General features: G+C 70.2%; 15 protein-coding genes. 4 read left to right on the plus strand and 11 right to left on the minus strand.

What is annotated here, in order from left to right; translation table 11 throughout:
• Positions 1-23: 23 nt before the first annotated feature.
• Together CTP10_RS25695 and CTP10_RS25700 are read right to left on the minus strand one after the other, a co-directional pair.
• Complete coding sequence (locus CTP10_RS25695; protein WP_116321804.1) at positions 24-1,727, minus strand: FAD-dependent oxidoreductase; 1,704 nt, start codon at positions 1,725-1,727, stop codon at positions 24-26.
• A gap of 456 nt (positions 1,728-2,183) precedes the next feature.
• Positions 2,184-2,567: a helix-turn-helix domain-containing protein gene (locus CTP10_RS25700; RefSeq protein WP_116321803.1), complete on the minus strand. Its 384-nt coding sequence runs from the start codon at positions 2,565-2,567 to the stop codon at positions 2,184-2,186.
• Between the two features lie 337 nt (positions 2,568-2,904).
• Here CTP10_RS25700 and CTP10_RS25705 point away from each other — a divergent pair, with 337 nt between their 5' ends.
• The 3 genes from CTP10_RS25705 (at position 2,905) to CTP10_RS25715 (ending at position 5,032) form a co-directional block, all read left to right on the plus strand.
• Positions 2,905-3,510 (plus strand): TetR/AcrR family transcriptional regulator, encoded by a 606-nt coding sequence (locus CTP10_RS25705; protein ID WP_116321802.1) that lies wholly within the window; start codon positions 2,905-2,907, stop codon positions 3,508-3,510.
• A gap of 143 nt (positions 3,511-3,653) precedes the next feature.
• A complete protein-coding gene (locus CTP10_RS25710; protein ID WP_116321801.1) occupies positions 3,654-4,688 on the plus strand; it encodes an alpha/beta fold hydrolase in 1,035 nt (344 codons plus the stop codon).
• A 14-nt stretch (positions 4,689-4,702) separates the two neighbouring features.
• On the plus strand, positions 4,703-5,032 hold the full coding sequence (locus CTP10_RS25715) for a DUF2917 domain-containing protein (protein WP_116321800.1): 330 nt from the start codon (positions 4,703-4,705) through the stop codon (positions 5,030-5,032).
• A 139-nt stretch (positions 5,033-5,171) separates the two neighbouring features.
• Here CTP10_RS25715 and CTP10_RS25720 read toward each other — a convergent pair whose 3' ends face one another.
• The 8 genes from CTP10_RS25720 to CTP10_RS25755 form a co-directional block, all read right to left on the minus strand.
• Entirely contained in the window at positions 5,172-5,513 is a 342-nt protein-coding gene (locus tag CTP10_RS25720; protein WP_116321799.1) for a DUF3325 domain-containing protein, read from the minus strand.
• Positions 5,497-7,122, minus strand: coding sequence for a PepSY-associated TM helix domain-containing protein (locus tag CTP10_RS25725; RefSeq protein WP_233528274.1), 1,626 nt, complete (start codon positions 7,120-7,122; stop codon positions 5,497-5,499). Before CTP10_RS25725 ends, CTP10_RS25720 begins: the two co-directional genes overlap by 17 nt.
• Complete coding sequence (locus CTP10_RS25730; protein WP_147316254.1) at positions 7,119-7,442, minus strand: hypothetical protein; 324 nt, start codon at positions 7,440-7,442, stop codon at positions 7,119-7,121. Before CTP10_RS25730 ends, CTP10_RS25725 begins: the two co-directional genes overlap by 4 nt.
• A gap of 69 nt (positions 7,443-7,511) precedes the next feature.
• Positions 7,512-9,707: a TonB-dependent siderophore receptor gene (locus CTP10_RS25735; RefSeq protein ID WP_158577704.1), complete on the minus strand. Its 2,196-nt coding sequence runs from the start codon at positions 9,705-9,707 to the stop codon at positions 7,512-7,514.
• 179 nt (positions 9,708-9,886) lie between these two features.
• Positions 9,887-11,305, minus strand: a complete 1,419-nt coding sequence (locus CTP10_RS25740) for a lysine N(6)-hydroxylase/L-ornithine N(5)-oxygenase family protein (RefSeq protein ID WP_116321796.1) — start codon at positions 11,303-11,305, stop codon at positions 9,887-9,889.
• A 24-nt stretch (positions 11,306-11,329) separates the two neighbouring features.
• Positions 11,330-12,433, minus strand: a complete 1,104-nt coding sequence (locus tag CTP10_RS25745) for a GNAT family N-acetyltransferase (protein WP_116321795.1) — start codon at positions 12,431-12,433, stop codon at positions 11,330-11,332.
• A 32-nt stretch (positions 12,434-12,465) separates the two neighbouring features.
• Complete coding sequence (locus tag CTP10_RS25750) at positions 12,466-14,157, minus strand: cyclic peptide export ABC transporter (protein WP_233528273.1); 1,692 nt, start codon at positions 14,155-14,157, stop codon at positions 12,466-12,468.
• Positions 14,154-17,360, minus strand: coding sequence for a non-ribosomal peptide synthetase (locus tag CTP10_RS25755; RefSeq protein ID WP_158577703.1), 3,207 nt, complete (start codon positions 17,358-17,360; stop codon positions 14,154-14,156). The genes CTP10_RS25750 and CTP10_RS25755 overlap by 4 nt, the downstream gene beginning before the upstream one ends.
• Positions 17,361-17,621: 261 nt before the next feature.
• Between CTP10_RS25755 and fhuF the strand changes: the two genes are divergently transcribed.
• Positions 17,622-18,380 (plus strand): siderophore-iron reductase FhuF, encoded by a 759-nt coding sequence (gene fhuF, locus CTP10_RS25760; protein WP_158577702.1) that lies wholly within the window; start codon positions 17,622-17,624, stop codon positions 18,378-18,380.
• A 21-nt stretch (positions 18,381-18,401) separates the two neighbouring features.
• Here fhuF and CTP10_RS25765 read toward each other — a convergent pair whose 3' ends face one another.
• Positions 18,402-24,455, minus strand: coding sequence for a non-ribosomal peptide synthetase (locus CTP10_RS25765; protein WP_116321792.1), 6,054 nt, complete (start codon positions 24,453-24,455; stop codon positions 18,402-18,404).
• Between the last annotated feature and the right edge of the window lie 17 nt (positions 24,456-24,472).

Consider the following 24,472-nt stretch of genomic DNA (forward strand, 5'->3'; position numbering starts at 1 on the left):
CGGTCGGGGGTTCGGGAACTCGTTCAGTGCATCTGGCCATCGTGCGGCAGGCACAGCGCACGCAGCAGTGCGGCGTGTACGGCTTCGGCGTCGAAGGCGCGCCAGCGGGCGCAGACGTGCTGGTCGGGGCGGATCAGGTAGCAGGTGCCGGGGCGGCCGTCGTAGCGGTGCGCGGCCAGCCCTTCGGCATCGGTCAGGTAGCGCAGGCCATCGGGCATTGCGGCCGTCTGGCCCGGCGGCACCACGCACAGCAGGCGCAGCGGCACCGCGCCCGTTGCGAGGCGGCGGCGCGCATCGGCCGGGATCGCGCTGCCACCTCCGAAGACCAGCAGCGTGAAACCGTCGCCCACTTCACCGAGCAACCAGCCCGGTCTTGCATCGCCCTGGCGCTGCAGCGGCGCATCCACGCACGGCGCACCGGGCACCATGGCGCCTGCAAAGACGTCGTGGTCGGGCATATTGAGCGGTGAATCAGCCAGCACCGTCGGCAGCGACAGCCGCCCGCTGTTGACCAGTTGGCGCGCGAAGGCATGGCGGCGCGCCAGGCGCAGCACGGCATCGCGGAAGGTGCGGCTTACGGCGCTCTTGGGCGTGATGAAATCGGTGGAACGCGTCGAGTGGCGGATGTTCTCGTCTGCGGCAGCCTCACGCTCGCTGGCATAGCTGTCGAGCAAGGCGTCTCCTGCACGGCCGGCCAGCACCAGTGCCAGTTTCCAGGCGAGGTTCTCGGCATCCTGCACGCCGCTGTTGGCGCCGCGCGCGCCGAACGGCGAGACGCGGTGCGCTGCGTCGCCGGCGAACAGCACGCGGCCATGGCGGAAGGCGTCCATGCGCTGGCAGCAGAAGGTATAGACGCTGACCCACTCCAGCGTGAAGGCAACCTCGCCGCCAAGCATGGCACGGATGCGCGGGATCACGCGCTCTGGCTGCTTCTCGGCGTCCGGATCGGCATCCCAGCCCAGCTGGAAATCGAGGCGCCAGACATCGTCGGGCTGCCGGTGCAGCAGCGCCGAGCGGTGGCGGTTGAACGGCGGGTCGAACCAGAACCAGCGCTCGGCCGGGAATGGCGCCGCCATCTTCACATCGGCGATCAGAAAACGGTCGCGGAACACGCGTCCCTTGCTTTCCAGCCCCAGGCTCTGGCGCACCGCGCTGTGGGCGCCATCGGCGGCCACCACGTAGCGCGCATGCAGCGCGTAGTCGCCGTCGGGCGTCGACACCGTCAGCGCTACCTCGTCATGGCCCGGCGCGACACCGGTGACGCGATGCCGCCAGCGCAGTTCGATGCCGGGCAATTCAGCGGCGCGCTCGATCAGGAAGCCTTCCAGGTAGTACTGCTGCAGGTTGACGAAGGCAGGCCGGCGATGACCGGCCTCGGGCAGCAAATCGAAGCGGTACACCTGCTCGTCGCCGAAGAACACCTTGCCGACATGCCAGCTGACGCCCTTGGCCGCGACACGATCGCCGCAGCCGAGGCGGTCGAGGATATCCAGCGTGCGCTTGGCGAAACAGATAGCGCGCGAACCAGTGGCCAGCGTGTCGTCGTCATCCAGCACGACCACGGGAACGCCACGCTGTGCCAGGTCGATTGCCGCGGCCAGCCCGACCGGGCCGGCGCCGACCACTGCCACCGGACGGACCGCGCGCGCGGCCCCGCCCACGGGCTGCGAGCGTTGCTCGGCGCAGGGCTGGTACGCGAAGGTGCGTTGCGGGTTGATGGTGTCCACGGCGTCTCCATGCGGCGCTGCGCCGGCGCCCCGACGGACCACTGCTGGCCCTGCCGGTCTGGTTTCAGTTCGGAATTACGTATTCCGTAATTGATTTACCATATCGTAATCGCGCAAGACAAAGGTGTCAAACGCCAGCGCAGCGCATGCGCAAGGCGGCGCACTCACTGGAGTTGTAGGCCGGAACAGGAAAAAAAGGGGAAAAGCGGGCAATCCACCGCGAGCCCGGGTGTGGGCAGGTGGCGCCTTGTCAGGAGGAGCGTAGAAGGGAGCGCAGGCGGTCACCCCGCGTGATGGGGCCGCGGCGTAACGAAGGCGCCGGGCGGCGCACGCAGCGCCCGGTCGACAACGACCGGCGCAGCGCCAAGTTGCGCCGCACCGGTCGTAAATGGTGGTCTGGGACGCCGTCCACCTGCGCCGGCCCGTGGAGACGTGGCCGGCCAGGCAGCGGCCGGGTCAGACCGGCTTGTGGCCCTCGCCGGTGCCGGAGCCGAAGCCGCCCGAAGCCGGTGCTGCCGCAGGTGCCTGGGCACCGCCGGCGGCCGGCTGGCCAGCCATCGAGGCTGCCGTCACGCCGCCGTTGCGGCTGGCGATAAAGGCGTTGACGTCTGCTGCGAGATGCTGCGGGGCCAGCACCACTTCAAGGCCCAGCGCCTCGCAGGCAGCGAGGAATGTCGACATGCGGGGATCGGCCTGCCCCGATTCTGCCCGCAGGTAGGCTTCCCGCGAGATGCCCGCTTTTCGGGCTACGTCCTCTTGCTTGAGCTTGCGCGCGCGGCGCAGCGCCCGCAGTTGCCGGAACGGTTCGCTAGCGCCTCTCGGCACGGCTGTACTGTTCATGTCGGTCTCCAGTCACCAGTGAAAAAAAGTGCGCGGACGTGCATTCGAGTATAGAGCACGCGAAGCGTTCCGTATGTAACCGCCGAAACACTTTGTGCAGATTTCTTCCAAGTCCGCAACTCGCCCCTTGCCCCGGCCGGCAAACGGAAGGCAACGGGCCGCATTCTGCACATCGTCGTCGCGCCGCCAAGAGACTAACGACCCTGGGCGGTTTGCGTTGACGTCACATGTCCTGCGTATGACGTTATGGCCTTCGCTGCACAACTTCGCAAGTCGGGGCAACTACCATGCATCCGGTTTCGTTGACAAACCGACCGGTCGTGCTATTCTGCACAACATGCAAAAGGGACAACTCACCCGCCACGCCATTATCCAGCAGGCGCTCGACACCGCCACCAAGGTCGGCTTCGAGCAACTGTCGCTGGCCACTCTCGCCGCGGACACCAATATGTCCAAGAGCGGCCTGTACGCGCACTTCAAGTCCAAGGAGGCGTTGCAGCAGGCAGTGCTGGACCTCGCCATCGAACGCTTCGGCGAAATCGTGGTGCGGCCGGCGATGCGCCAGCCACGTGGCATGCCCCGGCTGCAGGCGCTGTTCGAGGGCTACCTGGAATGGCTGGGCGGGACGGTGACGCAAGGCCGGTGCCTGTTCATGGCGTTGGGGCAGGAATACCGGGACCGGCCAGGCACGATCCGGGACCTGGTGGTGCAGTCGCTGAAGGACTGGCACAGCACCGTGGCGCGGGTGGTCGGCGATGCGATCGACGAAGGCCAGTTCGGCACGGGCGTCGAGCCGCGGCAGTTTGCCTTCGAGCTGTCGGGCATCGGCATGGCGTTCCAGCAGTCGTTCAAGCTGCTGGGACGCGCCGACGCCGAGGCCATGGCACGCCGCGCGTTTGCCGCGCTGGCGGCACGGGCCGCCGAGGGCGCGACGCAGCGCTGACGGAAACACGAAATGACATTGGCGCCGGCGCTATCCCGCCGGTGGGCAGCAACCGTCCGGCAGCTTTTTTTTGCACTAAAAAAAGCACGACTGGTCGGTCTTAAAAAATGCGCGCGGAGAGCCGCCGGCTAATGCCGGCTCCGATGAGGCCGCGCCAGTCCAGCAACCGATTGGAGGTGCAGGCCGTGCCGCAAGCAGTCTCTTCCCCTTCCCCGGCGGGTTCCGCCGTTCCCTCGCCCGCCGCAACCCCACCGGGCAACCGGCCCGCCGCGTTGGCCGCCTTGCCCCCATGGCAGCGGCTGCGTTGGCAGGCGGGCAGCCTGCTGTCGCCATCCGCCACCGCCCGTGCACTCGAACGCCTCTGGTTCACGCCGCCGCGCGCCGACGCGACGTCGGCCGCCCGCCGCTTCCTGGACAGCGCGCGCAGCGACTGGGCCCTGGTAACCGGCCACGGACCCAGCCGCCGGGTGCGTGTCTACCGCTGGGGCGATACCGGCCCCGCGGTATTGCTCGCCCACGGCTGGGGCGGCCACGCCGGGCAATGGCATGCGGTAGCCGACAGCCTCGTGGCGGCCGGCATGCGCGTGGTGGCCTTCGATGCGCTGTCGCATGGCGCTTCCGATGCGGGCACGCGTGGCGCGGCGCAGACCTCGGTGCCGGAGATGTCGCGTTCGCTGCTGGCCGCCGCCTGGCACGCCGGCCCGGTCCACGCCGTGGTGGCGCATTCGCTCGGCGGCGCGGCCACGGCGCTGGCGCTGCGCGAGGGGCTGCCGGCACGCGCGGCAGTGCTGGTCGGGTCACCGGCGGACATGCACGCCGCGTGCGCCGCGCTCGCCTGGCAGCTCGGCATCGCGCCGGCGGTCCTGGCCCGCATGCAGCGGCAGAGCGAGCGCTGGCTCGGCATGCCGTGGTCGGCCTTCAACGTACCGGAGATCGGGCGCTCGCGTCCGGTGCCGCCCACGCTGGTGATCCATGACCGCGGCGACAAGGAGGTGCGCTGGGAAGACGGGGCCGCGATCGCCGGCGCGTGGCCCGGCGCGCAGCTCGTGACCACCGACGGGCTGGGTCATCGCCGCATCCTGCAGGATCCCGGCGTGATCGGCCGGATCGCCGCCTTTATCCGGCCGCAGGCCGCCGGCACTGTGCCGGCCACGACAGCAGCCCTGGCAGTGAACTGACCCCGGAGGACATCATGTTCCTGGTAAGCAACGATATGACCGCCACCCTGCCCGCGCGCAGTTCGCTGCGGCTGGTGGCCGATCCGGGCGAGCACGTCGCGGTGCGCTGTACCGAGGGCGAGCTGTGGCTGATCCGTGACGGCGACCCGAAAGACACGTCGATCGCCGCCAGCGAGTCGTTCACGGTGCCGGAAGCCGGTTCCGTGGAGCTTTATGCCGTCACCCGGGCCAGCGTGCGTGTCACGCGTTGCAGGACCGGTGCGCCAGGCCCACGCGGCTGGCGCCAGTGGCTTGCCCGCTTCTTGTCGGCACAGCGCGCCGGCTATGTCGGTACGCACCACTAAGCCATACGGCGCTCTCACCGCGAGACCACTCTCTTGCAGGCCTCTACGCGCTCGCGCGCTGGTGGATGTGGTGGACTTCTGGCGGTTAATTGCGTTATTACGGAAGAGCGACGTGCCACCCTGCCTGCTGAGTTCCGGCTCAGATGCGCAGCGCCGTCAGCATCCCGCGTGCGATCGGCTGCAGCCAGCCGCGCCGCCATGTTAGCGTGAAGGCGACCGCCATGGCGCCGGCCATCATCGCCAGCGCCCACAACAGCACGCCAAACCCGGCGCCGTTGCCCGGCAGCGCCGCCGCGGCGCCGATCGCCACCAGCACCCATGCAGCGCCACGCACGCGCCGGCGCGATCCGTCCGGCAAATCGCCACCCTGCCCCGACAGTTCGTTCCAGTGCCGCTCGGTGGCGCAGGCAAACAACACGAAGGCGCCATACGCGCACAGCGCCAGCGCGATCAGCAACAAGTGGTCAAGCGCGTTCGGCATGGTCTGCCTCCTCCAGGTTCGGCGCGGTAGCCGCGCGGGCCGCGTCCACGCGCCGCACCCGGCGCGCCGTCGTCAGGGCCAGGGCGCCGGTCAGCAGCAGCGCGATATCGACACCCGCCACGGCAAACTGCCCGCGGGCCATCGCGAGCGGCAGCCAGTCGCCGGTGGTCAGGCCATTGCACACCGGCGCTGCCAGCGCCAGCGTGGCGATCGCCAGGCATTGCTGCCGCCACGGCACCAGCGTGCGGCTGCCTGGGCGCATCGCCACGCGTGCGTGGATGGCCGTGGCCAGCCAGACCAGGAAGAACAGCCCGGCCTCGATGAACTCGCGCGACGGCAGCGTCATTGGCAGCAATCGATTGGCCACCATCATCGCCAGCGTCGCGATCACCAGCCCGGTAGTCATGGCCGCTGTGACCGCGGCGGCCAGGCGCACGCCGCGCTCGCCATGGCGCGCATGGCGCTTGTCGAGCCAGTACAGTTGCCCCGTGCCGATCAGCACGCAACCGGCCAGCCCGCCGAGGAAATACAGCCAGCGCAGCGGCCAGTGGTTGAACGCGATGAAATGCATGCCTGTCAGGAAACGCTGCGTGGTCGCCGCCGGCTGCAGCGGCACATGGTGCAGCAGCGCCCCGGTGGCGCCGTCGAAGTAGGCGGCGTCGTCGGCCAGGCTGACGCGGTCGCCCACCGAGCGGCTGACCTTGACCACCGCGTTGGCGTCGCCCGGGTTCCAGACGCGGATCGCGGCGGGCGCCGCCCCGCCCCAGCGCGCGCGCGCGGCCTCGACCATCGGGCCGAGCGGCGCCATCGGCGCGGCCACGCCCGCAGCCGCCCGCGAGTAGCCCGACAAGGCCTGGTCGTAGAAGGCATTGGGCTGCTGGTACAGCGCGTTGATGCCTGCCGGGATCAGGATCATGTAGACGATGCAGATGCCGGAAAACGAAATCACCGCGTGGAACGGCAGCGCCAGCACTCCGGTCAGGTTATGCAGGTCTAGCAGGCTGCGCTGCAGTTGCTTGCGCGGCCGGAAGGTGAAGAAATCACGGAAGATGCGCACATGCACGATCACCCCCGACACGATCGCCGCCAGCATCGCCATCGCCGCCAGCCCCACCAGCCAGTAGCCGATGTTCCATACGCGCAGGTGCAGGTTGTAGTGCAGCGGGTAAAAGAAGGACGATGCCCCCAGCGTGCCGGCATCCGGCAGCAGCGCGCCGGTGCGCGGGTCGGCCAGCCGGATCTGCCCGCCGGCCGCGGCATAGCGCACGCGCGCGATCATCACCGGCGTGCGCGCCTCCGGCAGCGTTATGGCCCATTCGCGCAGCGGCTTGCCGGCAGCCAGCGTCTCCACCGCGCGCGGTACTACGTTGTCGATATCGATGCTCGGTGGTGCGGCCTCGATGCGGGTCGCCGGCATCATCCAGCGGTCGACCTCGCGGTCGAACACCGCGACTGACCCCATGAAGAAGGCCACCATCAGCACGCCGCCGAGCAGCACGCCGATCCAGGTGTGCGCCCAGGTCATGGCCTGGCGCAGCCCGCCTTCGTGGGCGGAAGCCTTGTTCGCCGCAGTGGCGCGGCTATTGTTCTTGCGCACGGTCTTGCTCACGCCAGCCGCTCCCCGAGCCATTGCGCCACGCCGGCGCCGATGGCCGCACCGGCCACCAGGACCAGCCACACGCGCCACAGCCGCCGCGTCACCAGCGCCCACAGCGACATCATCGGGAACAGCAGAAAGGACAGCATTGAAAGCCAGAGCACCGCTTCGCTGCGCGGCAAACCCAGGCGCCAGCCAAGCACGGCACCGCCGGCGGTGACGCCCCAGGTGAAAGCGTAGCTGCCGGCCAGCGCGGCCAGCGCGCGGGCGGTCATCGCCAGCGCCGGCCCCATGGCACCGCGCGGCGGCAGGGATGAGGGACTATTGTTCATCGGAATATCCAGCAACACGCGGCCGTCGTGGCGGTGCGCTTTTGCCGCACCGCCACGACGGCATCGCGCTTACATCTTCATGCGTACGGTGAACATCGCCGCGCGCGGCTGGCCATAGATATTGCCTTCGCGCGGGTTGTTGATCCGCGCATAGTAGCTGCGGTCGAACAGGTTGGTCAGGTTCAGGTCGGCCGAGACATGCTTGTTGAAGTCATAGCCGATCGCCGCATCGAAGGTCGCATAGCCGCCACGACGCAGCGTGACCGCGCCGATCGGTGCCGGGAACAGCGCGGTGTTCTGCACGTGGCTGACCGCCGTCATGCCGCCGCCGATGCGCCAGCGCTTGAAGTCGCCGGGCAGGCGGTACTGCGTCCACAGCTTGAACAGGTGCTTGGGCGCGATCGCCGAAAACGCCGTGTTGAGCTGGCCGCTGCGGTCCTGCAGGTCGGTCGTGACGTTAAAGGTATAGCCGGCGTAGACGGTCCAGTTCGGCGTGATGCGGCCGCTTGCCTCCAGCTCGAAGCCCTGGCTCTTGGTCTCGCCCTGCGACACGTAGAACGGGTTGCTCGGGTTGGTGGTGTTGACGTAGTCGACCGTGGCGCGGCCGGTCTCGCGCACCTGGAACAGCGCCACCGAGGTGTTCAGCGCGCCTTCGAAGAATTCACCCTTCACGCCCACTTCATACTGCTTGCCCTTGATCGGGTCGACCAGGTTGCCGCTGGCGGTGAAATACTCGTCCTGCGGCTGGAAGATCTCTGCGTAGCTCGCGTAGGCCGACCAGTGCTCGGTGAAGTCGTAGATCAGCCCGGCGAACGGGGTGAACTTGGCGTTGATGTTGTCTTCCCTGGTCACGCTGGCGGTCGGCGTGTACTGGCGCGCATTGATATCCCACCAGCTCAGGCGCCCGCCCAGCACCAGCGTCACCGGATCCAGCAGCGAGAAGCGTGCATCGCCGTAGACGCCATATTGCCGGGTGCTGGTCTTGGTGCCCGAGCCATTGAGCGTGAAGACCGGCTTGGCGAAGTCGCTGCGCGGGTTGAAGATGTTCACGACCTGCGAGAAGGGGGTCGACGAGTACCGCGGATCGCGCCGCTCCGAATCCGAGAAATTGAAGCCGATCAGCGCCTTGTGCCGGCGCCCGAACAGCGAGAACGGACCGTTGGCATAGACATCGAAGCTGGTCTGCTCCTGCGTATAGGTCTGCTTGGCCGCAAACAGCGTGGTGGTGTTCACGCCCGGGACGACCGGCGAGTAGGCGTACGCCTGCTCGCGGTGCATCTGGTTGTTGAGGTAGCGCAGCGCGCCCTTGACCTGCCAGCCGCTGTCGAACTTGTGCTCCAGCTCGGCAAAGGCCGAGGTGGTATAGAAGTGGTCGCTGTTCCAGTCGGCACCGAGGTAGGTCGAACGCGGCACGTCCAGCAGGCTCGCCTGGCGCGTGACCGGGTTGTAGTAGGCCGGCAGCGTCCACGGCTGGCGGCCTTCCGAGTCCTGGTAGCTCGCGCCCACCGTCACCATGGTGCTGGGCGTGATGTCGTACTCGACCACGCCATAGAGCGCGCCGGTGCGCATATTGGCCTTGTCGATGAACGAGTCCTTGTCCTGGAATGCGCCCGTCAGGCGCGCGCGCAGCGTGCCGTCGGCGTTCAGCGCGCCGCCGGCGTCGATCTCGGCGCGGTAGTTGTTCCACGACCCCACCGACAGCGCGCCCTGCACCTGCGTCTCGCGCGTGGGCTTCTTGCGCACCAGGTTGATCGCGCCGCCGGTCTTGCCGGCTCCGGACAGCAGGCCGGACGGACCCTTCAGCACTTCGATGCGGTCGATCATCGACAGGTCGGGCTGCACGGTGTTGCGCCAGTCATACTTGGTCGGCACGCCGTCCAGCAGGAAGGTGTCGATCTCCAGGCCGCGCGAATAGTAGATGGTGCGTTCCTGGTCGCGCTTTTCCACGAACACGCCGGTGGCCTGCGCCAGGGCGTCTTCCAGCGTCACCAGGTTCTGTTCCCTGATGCGCTCGCTGTTGACCACGGTCACCGATTGCGGAACCTCGCGCGCGGTCAGCGGCACCTTGCTGCCGGCCGTGGTCGGCGGGTTGATCGGGTTCTCGCGCACGCCGTTGACCGTCACCGCGGGCAGCGCATGCTCCGACGGCCTGGCGGCGCTGCCGGTGGCGGCCGCGCTCGTTGCCGGCGTCGTTCCCGTAGTGGCTTCCTGTCCAAAAGCCGATGCGCTGAAGACCAGGCCGACCGCGGCCGGGATCCAGCGCATGGCGGTGCGGCACGACGTTGCGGCCCCGTTCCGTGCTGCCCGCGCGCGTGCGTTCGCGCGTCTGTTACTGTGTTTCATGCCCTTCTTGCTCCCCTGCTCTGTTGTTGAAAAAATGGCCATAAGGACCGGCTGGCGCCGATGCGGCCGCCAGCCGGTCCTCGCATTGGTTTTTCTTGTGTTTAGTGCGTGCCGGCGTGCGCCATCCGAGGCGCACGGCTGCGCGCGGGCTCGGGCGCGGCCGTGCGCACCTCGGCGAGGCCCTGGCTTTCGCCGTTACCCAGCACCGCCGCCGCAATCTCCTGCGCGCGCACCGCCAGCACCGACAGCAGCGTGTCCGACAGCCCGTGCGTCGCTTCGCAGCAGCCTTGCAGGAACACGCCGGCCTGGCAGCCTGGCGCCATCTGCAGGCGGTAGTCGCGGTCGGCCTGGAAGCCCTTGGCGTCGTCCAGGTACGACGCCAGCGGCGCCAGCAGCGACTGGTGCAGCTCGCGCCGGTAACCCGTGGCGAGGATCACCGCGTCATAGCGCTGCAGCTGGTGCGCGCCGTCATCGCGGCGTGCGATGTCGAGCCGCACGCCGTCGGCGTCGGCTTCGGCGTGGCGCGCCTCGCAGCCGGCCAGCAGGCGGTGGCGCACCTTGCCGGTGACCTTCTGCTGGTACAGCACTTCATAGATGGCTTCGATCAGATCGGTATCGACTACCGCATAGTTGGTGTTGCCGAATTCGCTCAGCAGTTGCTCGCGCTCGTTGGGCGCGCGCGAGAACAGGTAGTCGATATAGCGCGGGTTGAAGATCTCGTTGACGAACGGGCTGTCGTCGGCCGGCTTCAGCGCCGGCGCCCGGCTGACCAGGTCGACCTCGATATTGCCTTCACGGCCGTGCAGGTCGAGGAAGATCTCGGCGGCGCTCTGCCCCGAGCCAATCACCGCGACCCGGCGCACCGGGCCCGAGTGGCCGAGGCGCTCCAGCGACGCCAGGTAGTTCGACGAATGGAACACGCGGCCATGCCCGCGCAGCGGCACGAAGGTGTCGGGGATGCTGGGCGCGCCGCCCACGCTGACCACCACATTGCGCGCGCGGCGCACCGCCAGCGCTCCATCGGCGGCACGCGACGTCACGCGCAGGCATGCCAGCGCGCCATTGCCACCGGCGGTCTCGGGCTCGACCGAGACCACTTCCTCGCCGTAGTGGCAGGTGTCGGCAAAATCCGCCGCCACCCACGACAGGTAGTCGTTGAACTCGTAGCGGCTCGGGTAAAAGGTGCGGGTGTTGATGAAATCCAGCAGCCGCTCGCGCTCATGCAGGTAGTTGATGAAGGTGTAGCGGCTGGCCGGGTTGCGCATGGTGACCAGGTCCTTCAGGAACGAGATCTGCATGCGGCTGTTGTCGAGCAGCATGTTGCCGTGCCAGACGAAGCCGGGTTTCTTCTCGATAAAGCCGAAGCGGAACGGCGCCTGCTGCGGCAGCATCTCGCGCAGCGCCACGGCCAGCGCGAGGTTGGACGGGCCGAAGCCGATGCCGAGCAGGTCGAGCACGGGCGGTGCGCCGGTACCCGTGCGGGCACCATTCGCGGCGAAGGTGGAAGCTGAGTAGAGCATTGGGGTCTCCTTTCGCGGCGGGGTTCAGGCGGCAAGCGCAGCAAGCGTGGCGAGTTCCGCGGGGGCTTGCGCCGGCGCGTCTTCCTGCGGCACCCACAGGCGCTCGCCGAAGAAGCGTTCGCGCAGCAGCATCACCAGCATGGCGCGCTTGTGCGGGAAGTCGAAGGCCTTGACCTTGGCAAAGCCGGAGCGGTCCAGGTTGCGGATCTGCTGTACGTGGTCGATGCGCGGCTCGCCGACGATGCGCTGCGTGCGCGGATCGTCGAGGAAGATGTAGTGCATCAGCGACGGCAGCCAGGCGCTGATATACGCCTTGCCGCGGATCTGGCCGTCGCCGATCAGCACGTGCCAGCCGCGGTCGAAGTCGTCGGCGTCGTAGTACGGGCCGATGCGGTTTTCCCTGGCCCAGTACACCTCGAAGTAGGCGAAGGGCTTGCCGTCCAGGCAGCCGATCAGCGGGATGGTGTGCGGGTCATCAAGCTGCGCCTGCAGGTAGTCGCGGTGCTTGGCCAGCTCGCCCTCCTCCTGCCAGAACACCGCCACGCGCGGGTCGTTCATCCAGCCGTGGAAGCACTGCAGGTCGGCATCGAGGTCGGCAACCCGCATCGAGAACACCTGGTCCAGCCAGGGGATATGGCGCGCATAGACCTGCCCCGTCGGCTTGGGCGCGCGCAGCGGATGGCGCTTGCCCGCACTCATGGCGTATTGCAGCGGGAAGTCGTGGCCCGAGGTGCCGGTATGCCACAGCGCCGGCAGTTGCCACAGCTGCCCGACGCGCGACACCAGCTGTCCCTTCGCATCGCGCACGGCGCTGCCTTCCCGCAGCATGGCGGCGGCGATGGCGTCAGGTACGTCCAGGGCGATGGCTTCGGCGGCCGGCGTGCGCGCCAGCGCCGCTTCGCAAGCGGCAAACGTGGCGGCGCGTGCCAGCGGGTGGCCTGACGGTGCGCCGGCAAGTGCCAGGCGCGGCTGCGCGCCCGGCGTGAACTGCCAAGCCTGCAGCGGCGCGCCATCCAGGCTGAGCTCCAGCCTGGGACCTTCCCAGCGGCTTTGCAGGGTGGTGGTGGATGCGGACGACCAGGGCTGGGCGGCGACGGCATGGGTCATCGAAGACGCGATATTTTGCATTTGAGCTGACTCCCTCTGAATGTTGGCGCGCGTCATGCGGCGGCCTGTTGTTCGTTGTGTTCGTTGTGTTCGTTGGCGCCGGCATCGGTGCCGCCATTGGCGCTGTCTGCGCGGATCACGCCGCTGTCGCAGCGGATCACGCGGTCGGCCACGTGGAAATAGCGGTCGTCGTGGCTGACCGCGACAATGGTCTTGCCGCTGCGCTTGAGTTCCGGCAGCAGCGATTCATAGAAGTAGGCGCGGAACACCGGATCCTGGTCGGCAGCCCATTCGTCGAGCAGCAGCACCGGCCGCGCTTCGACATACGCCGCCAGCAGCGCCAGCCGCTTGCGCTGGCCCTGCGACAGCTGCGTGGTCGACAGCAGATCGTCGCGGATCGCGACCTTGTGGTCCATGTGCAGCCGCTTCAGGAAGGCATTGGCTACCGCCGCGTCGAACTTGCCGTCCGGCCCCACCAGCCGCGCGAACAGGTGCGCGTTGGAGAACACCGTGGCGAAGTGGCTGCGATACCAGGGCAGCTGCGCGGCGCCTACTGACGTGCCGGCCAGCGAGACGCTGCCGTCCGTCGGCTGGTACAGGCCCGCCAGCAGCTTCATCAGCGTCGATTTGCCGCTGCCGTTGCCGCCGACGATGAATACGGTCTCGCCAGCGGCCAGCGTCAGCGACACCGGGCCCAGCCGGAAGCCGCGCTCGTCGCCCTGCCCCGGGTAGTCGTAGCGCACGTCCTGCAGCGCCAGCAGCGGCGTGCCCGGCGCGGGGGCCGTGGCGGTGGCGTTGTGGCTGGCATGCAGCGCGAAATCCCCGGTGTACGGCGCCAGCCGCAGCGTGTCGATCTTGCGCAGCGCGACGTTGCCGGTCATCAGGATCGGCAGCGTGCCGACCAGGTCGTTCAGCGGCATGCGCAGGAACATCAGCACCAGCACGAAGGCGGTGATGCGCTCGCGCGCGATACCCAGCGCATCGCCGGCGATAAAGATCGCGCAGGCCAGCCCCAGGATCACCGCCGCGGTGAACGACAGGCTCAGCACCCAGTAGCGGTCGGCGCGGACTTCATGCGCGCGTGCGAACTCGGCGGCGGGCTCGAAGTCGCGCTGGTAGAAGCTTTGCTTGCGCCAGGCGTTCAGCGCGAGTTCGTAGCGGCCGTCGATGGCGCCCTGGTAGCCGGCGTAGAGGCGGTCATCGGTGTCGCGCACGGCCTTCATCAGGCCGCGCATGCGCAGCACCCAGCGCTGCGCCAGCAGCACGCCACCGCCCAGCACCACGGCGCCAAGCACGAACAACTGCCACGACAGCCAACCCAGGTAGAGCAAGCCGCCCACAACCAGCACGCCGTTGTAGAACACGAACGGCACGCGGTTGAAGGCCATGCCGATCGAGGCGATGTCCTTGGTCAGCGTGGCATAGACGGTCGGGCCGCCAATCGCTTCCAGGCGCTCGACGTCGGTATCGAGCACGCGCTTGAGCATGCGCATGCGCATGTCGAACACCACGCGGTGGCCCAGCGCCGTCAGCAGCGCCTGCGAGCCGAAGCCGCAGCCGAACAGCACTGCCAGCAGGCCCAGCAGGATGCCGATGCGGCTGGCTTCCAGCGCCGCCGGGGCGGCGATCATGCTGTTGATCGCGGCGATCAGGGCGATGCCGGCGAGCGCGCTGCAGGTACCCGCGGCCAGCGCCAGCAACAGCAGGCCGCCAAAGCGGTGGCGCAATGACAGGAACAGGTTCACAGGGTCTCCAGCAGTTCGTTCATGAAGGCCAGGTCCGCGTCGGCGTCACGCCGCCCGGCCTGGTCGATCGCCGCGGCCATGTCGCGCAGCACCGGCGCGCCGAACAGCGCCGGCAGCGCCAGTTCGCACGCCATCTGCTCGCGGATGCGGGTCTGCAGCCGCACCAGCAGCAGCGAATGGCCGCCCAGCAGGAAGAAGTCATCGTCGGCGCCGGCCTCGGCCACGCCCAGCACCGCGCACCACAGCGCGGCCAGCGCGTGCTCGGTCGGCGTCGACAGTGCGGCCGCTGCGCGCCGTGCTGCCGGTTCCGGCAGCGCCTGGCGGTCGACCTTGCCGTTGGCGTTGAGCGGCAGCGCGTCGAGGCGCGTGAGGCTGGACGGCACCATGTAGCCAGGCAGCTGCTCGCGCAGGCGCGCCAGGATGTCGTCGTCGGTCGCCTCGGCACCGGCCACGTAGTAGGCGCACAGCCGCGCCATGCCGTCGGGACCGGGGCGCGCCACGCACACGGCGTGCTGCACGCCCGGGCAGGCGGCCAGCACGGCCTCGACCTCGCCCGGCTCGACGCGGAAGCCCCGCACCTTGACCTGGTGGTCGCGCCGGCCGAGGAACTCGACGATGCCGTCGGCACGCTTGCGTGCGAGGTCGCCGGTCCGGTAGAGTCGGTCGCCCGCCATGGCACCGGGCGTGTCTTGCGGGAACGGGTTGGGCACGAAGGCCGCGGCGGTGCGCGACGGGTCGGCGGCATAGCCGCGCGCCAGTCCGGCACCGCCGATAAAGAGCTCGCCGGCCACGCCCGCGGGCACCGGCTCCAGGCGCGCGTCCAGCACGTAAAGCTGGTTGTTGGCGATCGGATGCCCGACCGGCGCCACCGCCCACGCGGGCGTGCCTTCGCCCTCGCCCGCCAGCGCATGCGCGGCGGACCAGACCGTGGTTTCGGTCGGGCCGTAGACGTTGCAGACGTCGGCGCCGCGCGCCAGCAGCGCCGTCGCCAGCTCGCGCCCCAGCGCCTCTCCGCCGCATAGCACGCGCAGGCCCTGCCATGCCGGCGTGGCCTGCGTGACCAGCATCTGCCAGGTGGCCGGCGTGGCCTGCATCACAGTGATGGCGTGGGCGGTCATCAGCGCCGCCATCCGCGCCGGATCGCGCGCGTCGTCACGCGTGGCGATCACCACCCGGGCGCCGCAGGCCAGCGGCAGGAACAGTTCCAGCCCCGCGATATCAAAGCCCAGCGTGGTCACCGCCAGCAGGCGGTCATGGCCGTCCATCGGCACCACCGGCGTCATCGCGCGCAGGAAATTGGCCAAGGCTGCGCGCGAGATCTGCACGCCCTTGGGCGTGCCGGTCGAGCCGGAGGTGTAGAGCGTGTAGGCGAGCTGCGCCGGATGGCAGTCCCGCACGGGGGCGGTCGCGGGCGCCGCATGCCACGGCGGCGAGCCGCCGTCGACCAGCACCACGCCGGCGCTGTCGCCCAGCGCGGCAAGGGTGCCCGCCGCCGCAAGGAGCAGGCGCGGGCTGGCATGGCGCAGGATATGCGCGTTGCGCGCGGGCGGGTGATGCGCGTCGATCGGCAGGTAGGCGGCGCCTGCCTTGAGGATACCCAGCAGCACCGCCACCATTTCCGGCGTGCGTGGCAGGCAGACGCCGACCAGCGTGTCGGTGCCCACCTGCTGCGCGGCCAGCCAGTGCGCGATGCGGTTGGCACTGGCTTCCAGCTCGGCATAGGTCAGGCTGGCGCTGCCGTCGCTCACCGCAATGGCGTCAGGGGTGGCCGCGGCGGCGCGGGCGATGCGGGCCACCACGTCGTCTTCAGCGTCGATGGCCAGGCCGGTGTCGTTGGCACTCGCCAGCGTCCGGGTGCGCTCGCTTGCGTCCATCAGCGGCAGCGCGTCGAGCGGCACGTCGGGCGATGCCAGCATCGCGCCGAGCAGTTGCTCGTAGTGCCGTGCCATGCGTTGCGCCGTCGCTGCGGCGAACAGCGCTGCGTCGTATTCGAGCGTGGCGGCCACGCGCGTGGCGCTGGCCTGCAGGTCCAGCGTGACGTCGAACTTGGCGCTGTCGTCGGGCACCGGCAGTGCGATCGCCTGCAGGCCGGGCAGCGCAAACGACGTGGCTTCGCCCATCTGCAGGTTGAACATCGCCTGGAATACCGGCGTGCGGCTCGGGTCGCGCGCCGGCGCGAGCCGGTCGACCAGCAATTCGAACGGCAGGTCGGCATGGTCGAGCGCAGCGCGGGCGTCGTCGCGCACCTGCTGGCACAGCGCGCGGCCGGTCAGGCCCGGCGCCAGCCGTGCGCGATAGACCTGGGTGTTGATAAAGCAGCCGACCAGGTCGTCGAGTTCTTCATGGGTGCGCGCGGCGTTGGGCACCCCGACCGCAAAATCGGACTGGCCGCTGTAGCGTGCCAGCAGCGCTTGCCAGGCCGCCAGCAGCACGGCGAACGGCGTGGTGCGGCCGCCGCCGCAGTAGTCGCGCAGCGCCGCGGCCACGCCGTCGGACAGCGTCCAGCGGATGCGCCCGCCCTTGCCCGCCGGGCGCGCCGGGCGCGGCGCGTCAAGCGGCAGTTCCAGCGCGGGAATGCCGGTGCCCAGGCGCTGCGCGCAGCGCGCCAGCGCGGCGTCGAGCGCGGGGCCGGCCAGCCGTTCGCGCTGCCAGGCGGCATAGTCCGCATACTGTACCGGCAACGGCGTCCAGCCCGGCCCGGTGCCGTCGATGGCCGCCGCATAGGCCTGCGCCAGGTCGCGCGCCAGGATCGGGTTGGACCAGCCGTCCGAAACGATGTGGTGCATGGCGAGCACCAGCACGTGGGCGCCGTCATCCAGCCGGGCCACGGTGACCTGGAAAGGCGCGGCGGCGTGCAGGTCGAACACGCGCGCGGCTTCGCCGCGCAGCAGCGCGTCGACCTCGCCTGCCGGCAGGTCGGCCCATTGCACGGCAGGCGCCGCATCGCCGACCAGCTGGCACGGCTCGCCGTCGCCGGCCGAGAAGCGGGTACGCAGCACGGCGTGGCGCGAGGTCACCAGCGCCATCGCCCGCTCCAGCGCAGGCGCCGACAGCGGCCCCTGCAGGCGCCAAGCTCGCACCAGGTTGTAGGCGGTGCTGTCCGGCGCGTAGCGCTGCAGGAACCACAACCGCTGCTGGGCGAAGGAAAGCGGCGCTGGGCCGTGCGCGGCGCGCGCGCGGATCGTCAAATCGGGCTGCGTCATCGGGTCTTCTCCGGAGCGGCGACGCAGGCGTTGCTGGCCTGGCTGCCTCGACCCACGCGGGCCCGCCGTCGACTCGGCATGGCCGCAAGCGCTTCGCCGCCGCGGCATTGCCACGGCCGGCGGTCAGGAAAGCGCCCGGGTGCGGGATTGTCTCTACAAATGCAATTGCGAATATACCTGATAATCATTCTCATGTTCAACTTGAAAGATGGCGTTGGATGCACAAATACAACGCCGTTCAGGGTGTCTCCGGGGTGTCTCTTGTCTGCTCTACTACCGCTACCGCTGTTGCTTGAACTGTTTCCGGGCCCGCTGCGCCACTACGCCGAAGCCGTGGTGGCCGGCACGCCCATGCCGGCGGACATCGCTATCGGCGCGCTCGGCGCGACTCCGGCAAGTCCGCTGGCCAGCGCGCTGCAGGCCAGCGCCGCGCACCACCGCAGCGACGATGCACGCGTGACCGGCTCGGTCTGGGCGCGGCATGGTTTCTCGTCGCTGCTGCCCGGCGTGGTGGCCGCCGCTGCCCTGGCGCACCACGTGCTCCCGCTGCGCTGCGCCGCGATCCGGTCCGATGGGCACGGCCGCGCCGTGGCGCTGTTGTTGCCGCATGGCGGCGCGGCGCTGCACGACGCGCCGCCCCAGCAGCGCTACGGCGCCCTGCTGGACGACCTGCTGGCGCCGGTGGTGCAGGCGCTGGCCGCGGCCAGCGGCGCGTCGCCGCGACTGCTGTGGGCCAATGCCGGCGCCGTCGTCGCCGAGGTGTTCCGCCACGCGCCCGCCCTGCTCCAGCCGGGGTTGCCGGCCACCGAGGCCACGCTGGCGCAGGATGCCGCGTGGCTGATGGACACGCGCACCCGCCCCGACGGCCGCGACAACCCGCTGCATGCGCCGATGCGCGCGCACCGCGTGACCCGCGACGGCACCACCACTACGCTGTGGCTGCGCCGGCTGTGCTGCCTGCGCTACCGGCTGCACGGCTTTCCGTTGTGCGGTGACTGCCCGCGCCATCTGCTGCGCTGAAGCCATCGCGCCCTGCTCCTCCTACGCCGCCAGAGCGCTGGCGTGGCCTTCACTGCCGCCGGCGATGCGTGCCGGCAGCTCGGCCAGCGTGGCATCGGCCAGTGCCGGCAGGGCCAGCAAAAGCGACATGCATTGTCGCGCGAGATCCCGCGCCGCTGCGTGGTCGAGCGCCGCCGTGTCGAATTCCACGCGCAGCGTCAGCGTTTCGCGCGGGATCACGATGGCGGTCACCGGGTAGCTCATCTGGCCGCGGTTGTCGACATCGCTGAAGCGCAGCGCGCCGCGTTCGGTTTCGCGCAGCGTGCTGTCGACCGGGTAGTTCTCGTAGATCAGCATGGTGTCGAACGGCGCCTGCGACGTATCGTCGCTGCCCGCGGCCCAGGATTGCAGCCACGCCGGCGGCGCGTGCTCGGTCTCGCGCAGCGCCAGGTTGTCGGCCTGCAGGGCGGGCAGCCAGTCGGCCACGCGCAGCATGTCGGGCAGGTCCTGCACCAGCGGCAGCGTGCTGGCCAGCAGGCCCATGATGTCTTCGATGCCGGGCAGCTCCGCCGAGCGTCCCGAGCCCACCACCGCCATGCCCACGGTGCGGGCGCCGGTGGCCTGGCGCAGCGCCAGCAGCCAGGCGGCCTGCACCAGTGTGTTGACGGTGACGTGCTGGCGGCTGGCAAAGGCGGCAAGCGTACGCAGTGTGTCGGCTGGCACCACGTGCTCGACGGCGCCCATTTGCTGACCACGCTGCGCGGGCGTCGCGACATCGCGCGTGATCCGGACCGGCTGCTGCTGCAGCGGCGCCAGTCGCGCCTTCCAATGCTCGTCCGCGCCGGGCTGTGCCTGCTGCCACGCCACGTAGCGGCGCAGCGACAAAGCCGCTTGCGCAGGCTGTTCGCCGTCGTAGCCGCGCAGCACTTCGCCCAGCAGCCTTGACATGCTCCAGCCATCCAGCAGCAAGTGGTGCCAGGTCCAGAGGAAGCGCCACGCGTCGTCGGCGATGCGCACCAGCGTCAGCCGCATCAGCGGCGCGTGGCACAGGTCGAAGGGCTGGCGGAACTCGGCCTCGCACAGCGCCTGCCATTGCGCATCGTCGGCGGCGGACTGCGGCCGGTTGCCGCGGTCGCGCCAGTCGTGGTGGGTGACCGGCATTTGCGCCTGCGCCGGCACCACCAGCAGCGGCTCGGCCCCCTCGGGCGCCGGCAGCCACGCAACGCGCGCGCGCAGCACCGGATGGCGCCGCACAGCGCCCTGCCATGCCGCGACCATGCGCTCGACGTCGAGCCCGTCCATGGTCGCCTGCACCTGCACCATGTACGCCGGCGAGTCCGGATGGCGCGCGCCATGGCGCACCATGCCGCGCTGCATCGGCGTGGGCGGCCAGATGTCGTCGATGTCGTCGATCTCGTCGATCTCGTCGAGTTCGTCGGCAGGCAGCGCCAGTGCGTCCAGCTGCGCCTGCGACAGGCCGCTGGCCGGCACGTCCGACGGCGTCAGCCGCGTGGCGGGTTGCGCCACGCAATGCGCCACCACGTCGCGCAATGCCTGGGCGATGCGTGCCAGCAGCGTGTCGACGGTGGCCTCGCGGAACTGGCCGCCGCGATAGGTGCAGCGGAACTGCAGGCAGCCATGCTGGACGCGGCCGTCGAAGGCCAGCGGTGCCGGCAACGGAATCCCGGCGGACATGCCGCTGCCGGTGTCCTCCGTTGCAACCTGCCAGCTGCCTGCCTCGGCGCGCAGGCTGCCGTCGAACTGGCCGAGGTAGTTGAACAGCACCTGCGGGGCCGCGCCGGCGGCGCCGAGCACACCGTAGCCCAGGCCCTGCCGCGGCACGGCGCGCAGCGCTTCCTTGACGCCGGCGATGGTGTCGCCAAGGTCATCGACGCAGGCAAGGCGCACCGGCCAGATGCTGGTGAACCAGCCGACCGTGCGGCTGAGGTCGAGCGCACTACCGGCCGCCTCGGCTTCGCGCCCGTGGCCTTCGACATGGATGCGGATCTCGTCGCGGCCCGTGAACGCGCACAGCGCGCGCGCAAAGGCCGCCAGCAGCAGGTCGTTGACGCCGGTACGGTAGGCGGCGTGGGCGCGCCGGAGCAAGGCATCGGTCGTGGCCGCGTCGAGGGCGAAGCTGGCCGTGCGGGCGCCATCGGGGTGCGGCTGAGACGCGTCAGGCGCATCGCCCGGCAGGTCCAGGTCGCCTTCCGCAACCGCTTGCCAATAGGCGTCTTCAGCGGCAAACACGGCGCGCGCCGGGCCGGCCAGCGCGCGGCTCCAGGCGGCGTAGCTGGCGCCGACCGGTGCCAGCGCCGGGGCCTGCCCGCCCACCCTGGCGGCGTACGCCGCCTGCAGGTCTTCCAGCACAATGCGCCACGACACGCCGTCCACCACCAGGTGGTGGCAGACCAGGAACAAGCGCTCGGTGCCATCGCCGACGCGCAGTTGCAATGCGCGCAGCAGCGGACCCTGCTCGATATCCAGCTTTCCCTGCTCGGCGTCGCAGGCAGCGGTGATCGCCGCCGCGTCGGGCGCGTCGGCCGTCGTCAGCACGAATGCATCGGCGGCCTCCGCAACGGCCTGCTGGTGCCAGCCGTCCTCGGCATGGCGGAAGCGAAAGCGCAGCGCCGCGTGATGGCCGACCACATCCGCCAGCGCGGCACGCAATGCCGCCGTGTCGATGGCCGGCTGCGACTGCAGCAATACCGACTGGTTGAAGCGGTTGCGGGCGGCCGCGGCCAGCGGCTGGGCGAGGAACGCGCGCTGAACCGGCGTCAGCGGCGCCGCGCCGTGTTCCGCCGCGTCGTTGGCGGCATCCTCCGCCGCCACGTCCACGCGCTGCGCCACCTGCGCCAGCGCCGCCACGGTCTGGTGCTCGAACACCTGCCGCGGCGTCAGGCGCCAGCCCTGCAGGCGGGCGCGCGCGACGATCTGCAGGCTGAGGATCGAGTCGCCGCCGAGCGCGAAGAAGTTGTCATGCAAGCCCACCTGCGCGATGCCGAGCACGTCCGCCCATACCGCCGCCAGCATCCGTTCCGGCACCGACACCGGCGCGGCGAAGGCGGTCTCGGCCTGCCACTGCGGTTCGGGCAGCGCGCGCCGGTCGAGCTTGCCGTTGGGCGTGACCGGCAGGCTGTCGAGCCGCAGCATTGCGGCGGGCACCATGTAGTCGGGCAAGGCCGCGGCAAGCGCGCTGCGCAGCGCTTCGGCCTGCACCGATGCCGGTGCCGCCACGTACCCGACCAGGCGCGTGCCGGCCGGCGTCTCGTGCGGCAGCACCACCGCCTGGCGCACCTCGGGCTGGGCCAGCAGGTGGGCCTCGATCTCGCCGAGTTCGATGCGGAAGCCGCGAATCTTGACCTGGTGGTCCTGCCGGCCGAGATATTCGATACAGCCATCGGGGCGCCAGCGCACCAGGTCGCCGGTGCGGTACAGGCGCGCCCCGGGTGCGCCGTAGGGATCCGGAATAAAGCGGTCGGCAGTCATGCCGGCGCGGCCCAGGTAGCCGCGCGCCAGCCCTTCTCCGCCGAGATACAGCTCGCCCGGCACGCCGACGGGCACCGGCTCCAGCCGGCTGTCCAGCACGTGCGCGCTGCGCGAGCCGACCGGCCTGCCGATCGGCGCATAGGCGCCGGTCACCTGCGCGGCGGCTTCGGCGGCGGCGGCCTTCCACACCAGTGGCGTCACCACGGTCTCGGTCGGGCCATAGCCGTTGATGATGTGCTGCGGCCGCAGCGCCTGCGTCAGCCGTTCCACGCCGGCGCGAGGCATGGCCTCGCCGCCGAACGAATAAAGCCACAGCGGCGGCGGGTTGCCTTGCGATTCGGCCCACGCGGCCAGCTGGTGCAGGTAGCGCGGCGGGAAGCCCGCGTGCGTGACCGCGTGGCAGCGCAGCGCGGCGTAGGTCTGCTCGACGCTCCACAGCGCGTCGTCGCGCAGCACGATGCTGGCGCCGCTGGCGAGCGGCACCATCCAGCGCTCATGCGCGCCGTCGAAGGTGAACGACAGGAAATGCAGCTCGCGGCTGGCCGCCGTGATGTCGTAGCACTCGGCAGTGGTAACCACGTGCATCGCCAGCGGGCCGTGTGCCACGGCCACGCCCTTGGGCCGGCCGGTCGAGCCTGAGGTATAGATCACGTAGGCCAGTTGCTCCCGATGGATGGGAACGCCTGGATCGTGGTCGGGCCAGGAGGCGCCGTTGTCATCGTCGGCAAGCAGCACCGGCAGGCCGGGCATCACCGGGAAGGCATCGCGCAGCGCGCGCTCGGTCAGCAGCAGTTGCGGCGCCGCGTCTTCCTGCATGTCGAGCAGGCGGCGTGCCGGATAGGCGGGATCGAACGGCACGAAGCAGGCGCCGGCCTTGAGCACCGCGAGCAGCGCCACCAGCATGCGCGGCGAACGGTTCAGCGCCACGCCGACGCGGCACTCGGCGCCGATGCCTTGCGCGATCAGCCAATGCGCCAGCCGGTTGGCCTGGCGCTCCAGCTCGCCATAAGCGAGGCTATGGTCGCCATACAGCACTGCCGGCGCAGCGGGCGCGCGGCGCGCATGCGCGGACACCCGCGAGTGCACGGCCACGAACGGTGTTGCCGCGCAGTCGGGCTGGCTCCAGCGTGCCAGTGCTGCGCGCTCGGCGTCGGCGAACAGCACCGCGGTGCCGGGCGTGGTCGCCGGGTCGGCCGCGAAGGCCTGCAGCAGGCGCACATAATGCCCGGCCATGCGCGCCACGGTGGCGGCATCGAACAGGTCGGCAGCATAGGCGATGCGGCCGCACAGGCTGCCATCGGGAAGCTCGGCCGTGGCCAGGCTCAACTCGAAGCGCGCGGTGGTGACCGGCAGTTCCAGCGGCGTGACGCGCAGCCCCGCCAGTTGCGGCAGCGTCGCGGCGCCCGCAGTGCGATGATCAAAGGTGACGTTGAATAGCGCCGGCTGGCCGAGGCTGCGGTCGGGCTGCAGCGCCTCGACCAGCAGGTCGAACGGCAGCGACTGGTGCTCCTGGTCCGCTGCGGCCTGCGTGGCCAGCCGCGCCAGCAGGTCGGCGAACGGCTGGTCCGGGTCGACCTCTGCCCGCATCACCTGGATGTTGACGAAGCAGCCGATCAGCGCCTCGGTCTCGCTGCGCTGGCGGTTGGCCACCGGCACGCCAATGCGCAGATCGGCCTGGCCGGTATAGCGGCCCAGCAGCACCGCGTAGGCGGCCAGCAGCGCCATGTTCAGCGTTGCATGGCGCGTGGCGGCAAGCGTGCGCAATGCTTCCGCCACGGCGGCGGGAATGGTGAATACATGCTCGGCGCCCTCGCCGCTGCGCGCGGCGCGGCGCGGGCGGTCGGCGGGCAGGTCGAGCGTGGCGCCCGTGCAGTCGCCCAGGCGTTCGCGCCAATAGCCGAGCTGGCGCTGGGCCTCGCCAGCCTCCATCCAGTTGCGCTGCCAGGCGGCATAGTCGGCGTACTGGAGCGGCAGCGGCGCAAGCCCGGCCCGCGTGCCGTCGGCTTCAGCCGCGTAGCAGGCGGCCAGTTCGGCGACGAGGCGGACGATCGATGCACCGTCGGCGACGATGTGGTGCAGCACCACGACGAGTACGTGCGACTGCGCGCCCTCGCGGATCAGCGCCACGCGCCACAGCGGTCCGGCGGCGAGATCGAACGGTTCATGGACCACGCGCGCGATGGCTGCATCGAGACCGTCCGGATTGGCGTCGATGACGGCAAAGGCCGGCGGCAGGTCTTCGTGCACGTGCTGGCAGGCAACGCCGGCAGCGTCGGTCGGATAGGTGGTGCGCAGCACTTCATGGCGCGCACCGATCTGCGCGAACGCGCGGCGCAGCGCGTCGGCGTCCAGCCGGCCTTCAAGCCGGTACACGCCCGGCATGTGGTAGGCGGTGCTGGCGGGCTCCAGTTGCTGCAGGAACCATAGGCGCTGCTGCGCATACGACAGCGGCAGCGCGGCAGCGCGCGGGTCCGGCACGATGGGCAGCGTGGCAAACGCCACGCCTTTGCCGTGCAGCGCGGACAGGAAGGCGGTGCGCTGCGCCGGGTCGAGCCGTGCAAAGCGCGCGGCGACTTGTGCGTGCGCGGTACTCAATGCGTCTGACATGGGGGCGGGATCGGTCA

Source organism: Cupriavidus sp. P-10 (genome assembly GCF_003402535.2).
In the GTDB taxonomy this organism is placed as follows: Bacteria; Pseudomonadota; Gammaproteobacteria; order Burkholderiales; family Burkholderiaceae; genus Cupriavidus.

Coding starts and splice junctions, on each gene's coding strand:
- CTP10_RS25710 (WP_116321801.1), top strand. CDS start 3,654: ATGAGGCCGCGCCAGTCCAGCAACCGATTGGAGGTGCAGGCCGTGCCG.
- CTP10_RS25720 (WP_116321799.1), bottom strand. CDS start 5,513: ATGCCGAACGCGCTTGACCACTTGTTGCTGATCGCGCTGGCGCTGTGC.
- CTP10_RS25745 (WP_116321795.1), bottom strand. CDS start 12,433: ATGCAAAATATCGCGTCTTCGATGACCCATGCCGTCGCCGCCCAGCCC.
- CTP10_RS25765 (WP_116321792.1), bottom strand. CDS start 24,455: ATGTCAGACGCATTGAGTACCGCGCACGCACAAGTCGCCGCGCGCTTT.
- CTP10_RS25730 (WP_147316254.1), bottom strand. CDS start 7,442: ATGAACAATAGTCCCTCATCCCTGCCGCCGCGCGGTGCCATGGGGCCG.
- CTP10_RS25715 (WP_116321800.1), top strand. CDS start 4,703: ATGTTCCTGGTAAGCAACGATATGACCGCCACCCTGCCCGCGCGCAGT.
- CTP10_RS25705 (WP_116321802.1), top strand. CDS start 2,905: ATGCAAAAGGGACAACTCACCCGCCACGCCATTATCCAGCAGGCGCTC.
- CTP10_RS25755 (WP_158577703.1), bottom strand. CDS start 17,360: ATGACGCAGCCCGATTTGACGATCCGCGCGCGCGCCGCGCACGGCCCA.
- CTP10_RS25740 (WP_116321796.1), bottom strand. CDS start 11,305: ATGCTCTACTCAGCTTCCACCTTCGCCGCGAATGGTGCCCGCACGGGT.
- CTP10_RS25700 (WP_116321803.1), bottom strand. CDS start 2,567: ATGAACAGTACAGCCGTGCCGAGAGGCGCTAGCGAACCGTTCCGGCAA.
- CTP10_RS25735 (WP_158577704.1), bottom strand. CDS start 9,707: ATGCGCTGGATCCCGGCCGCGGTCGGCCTGGTCTTCAGCGCATCGGCT.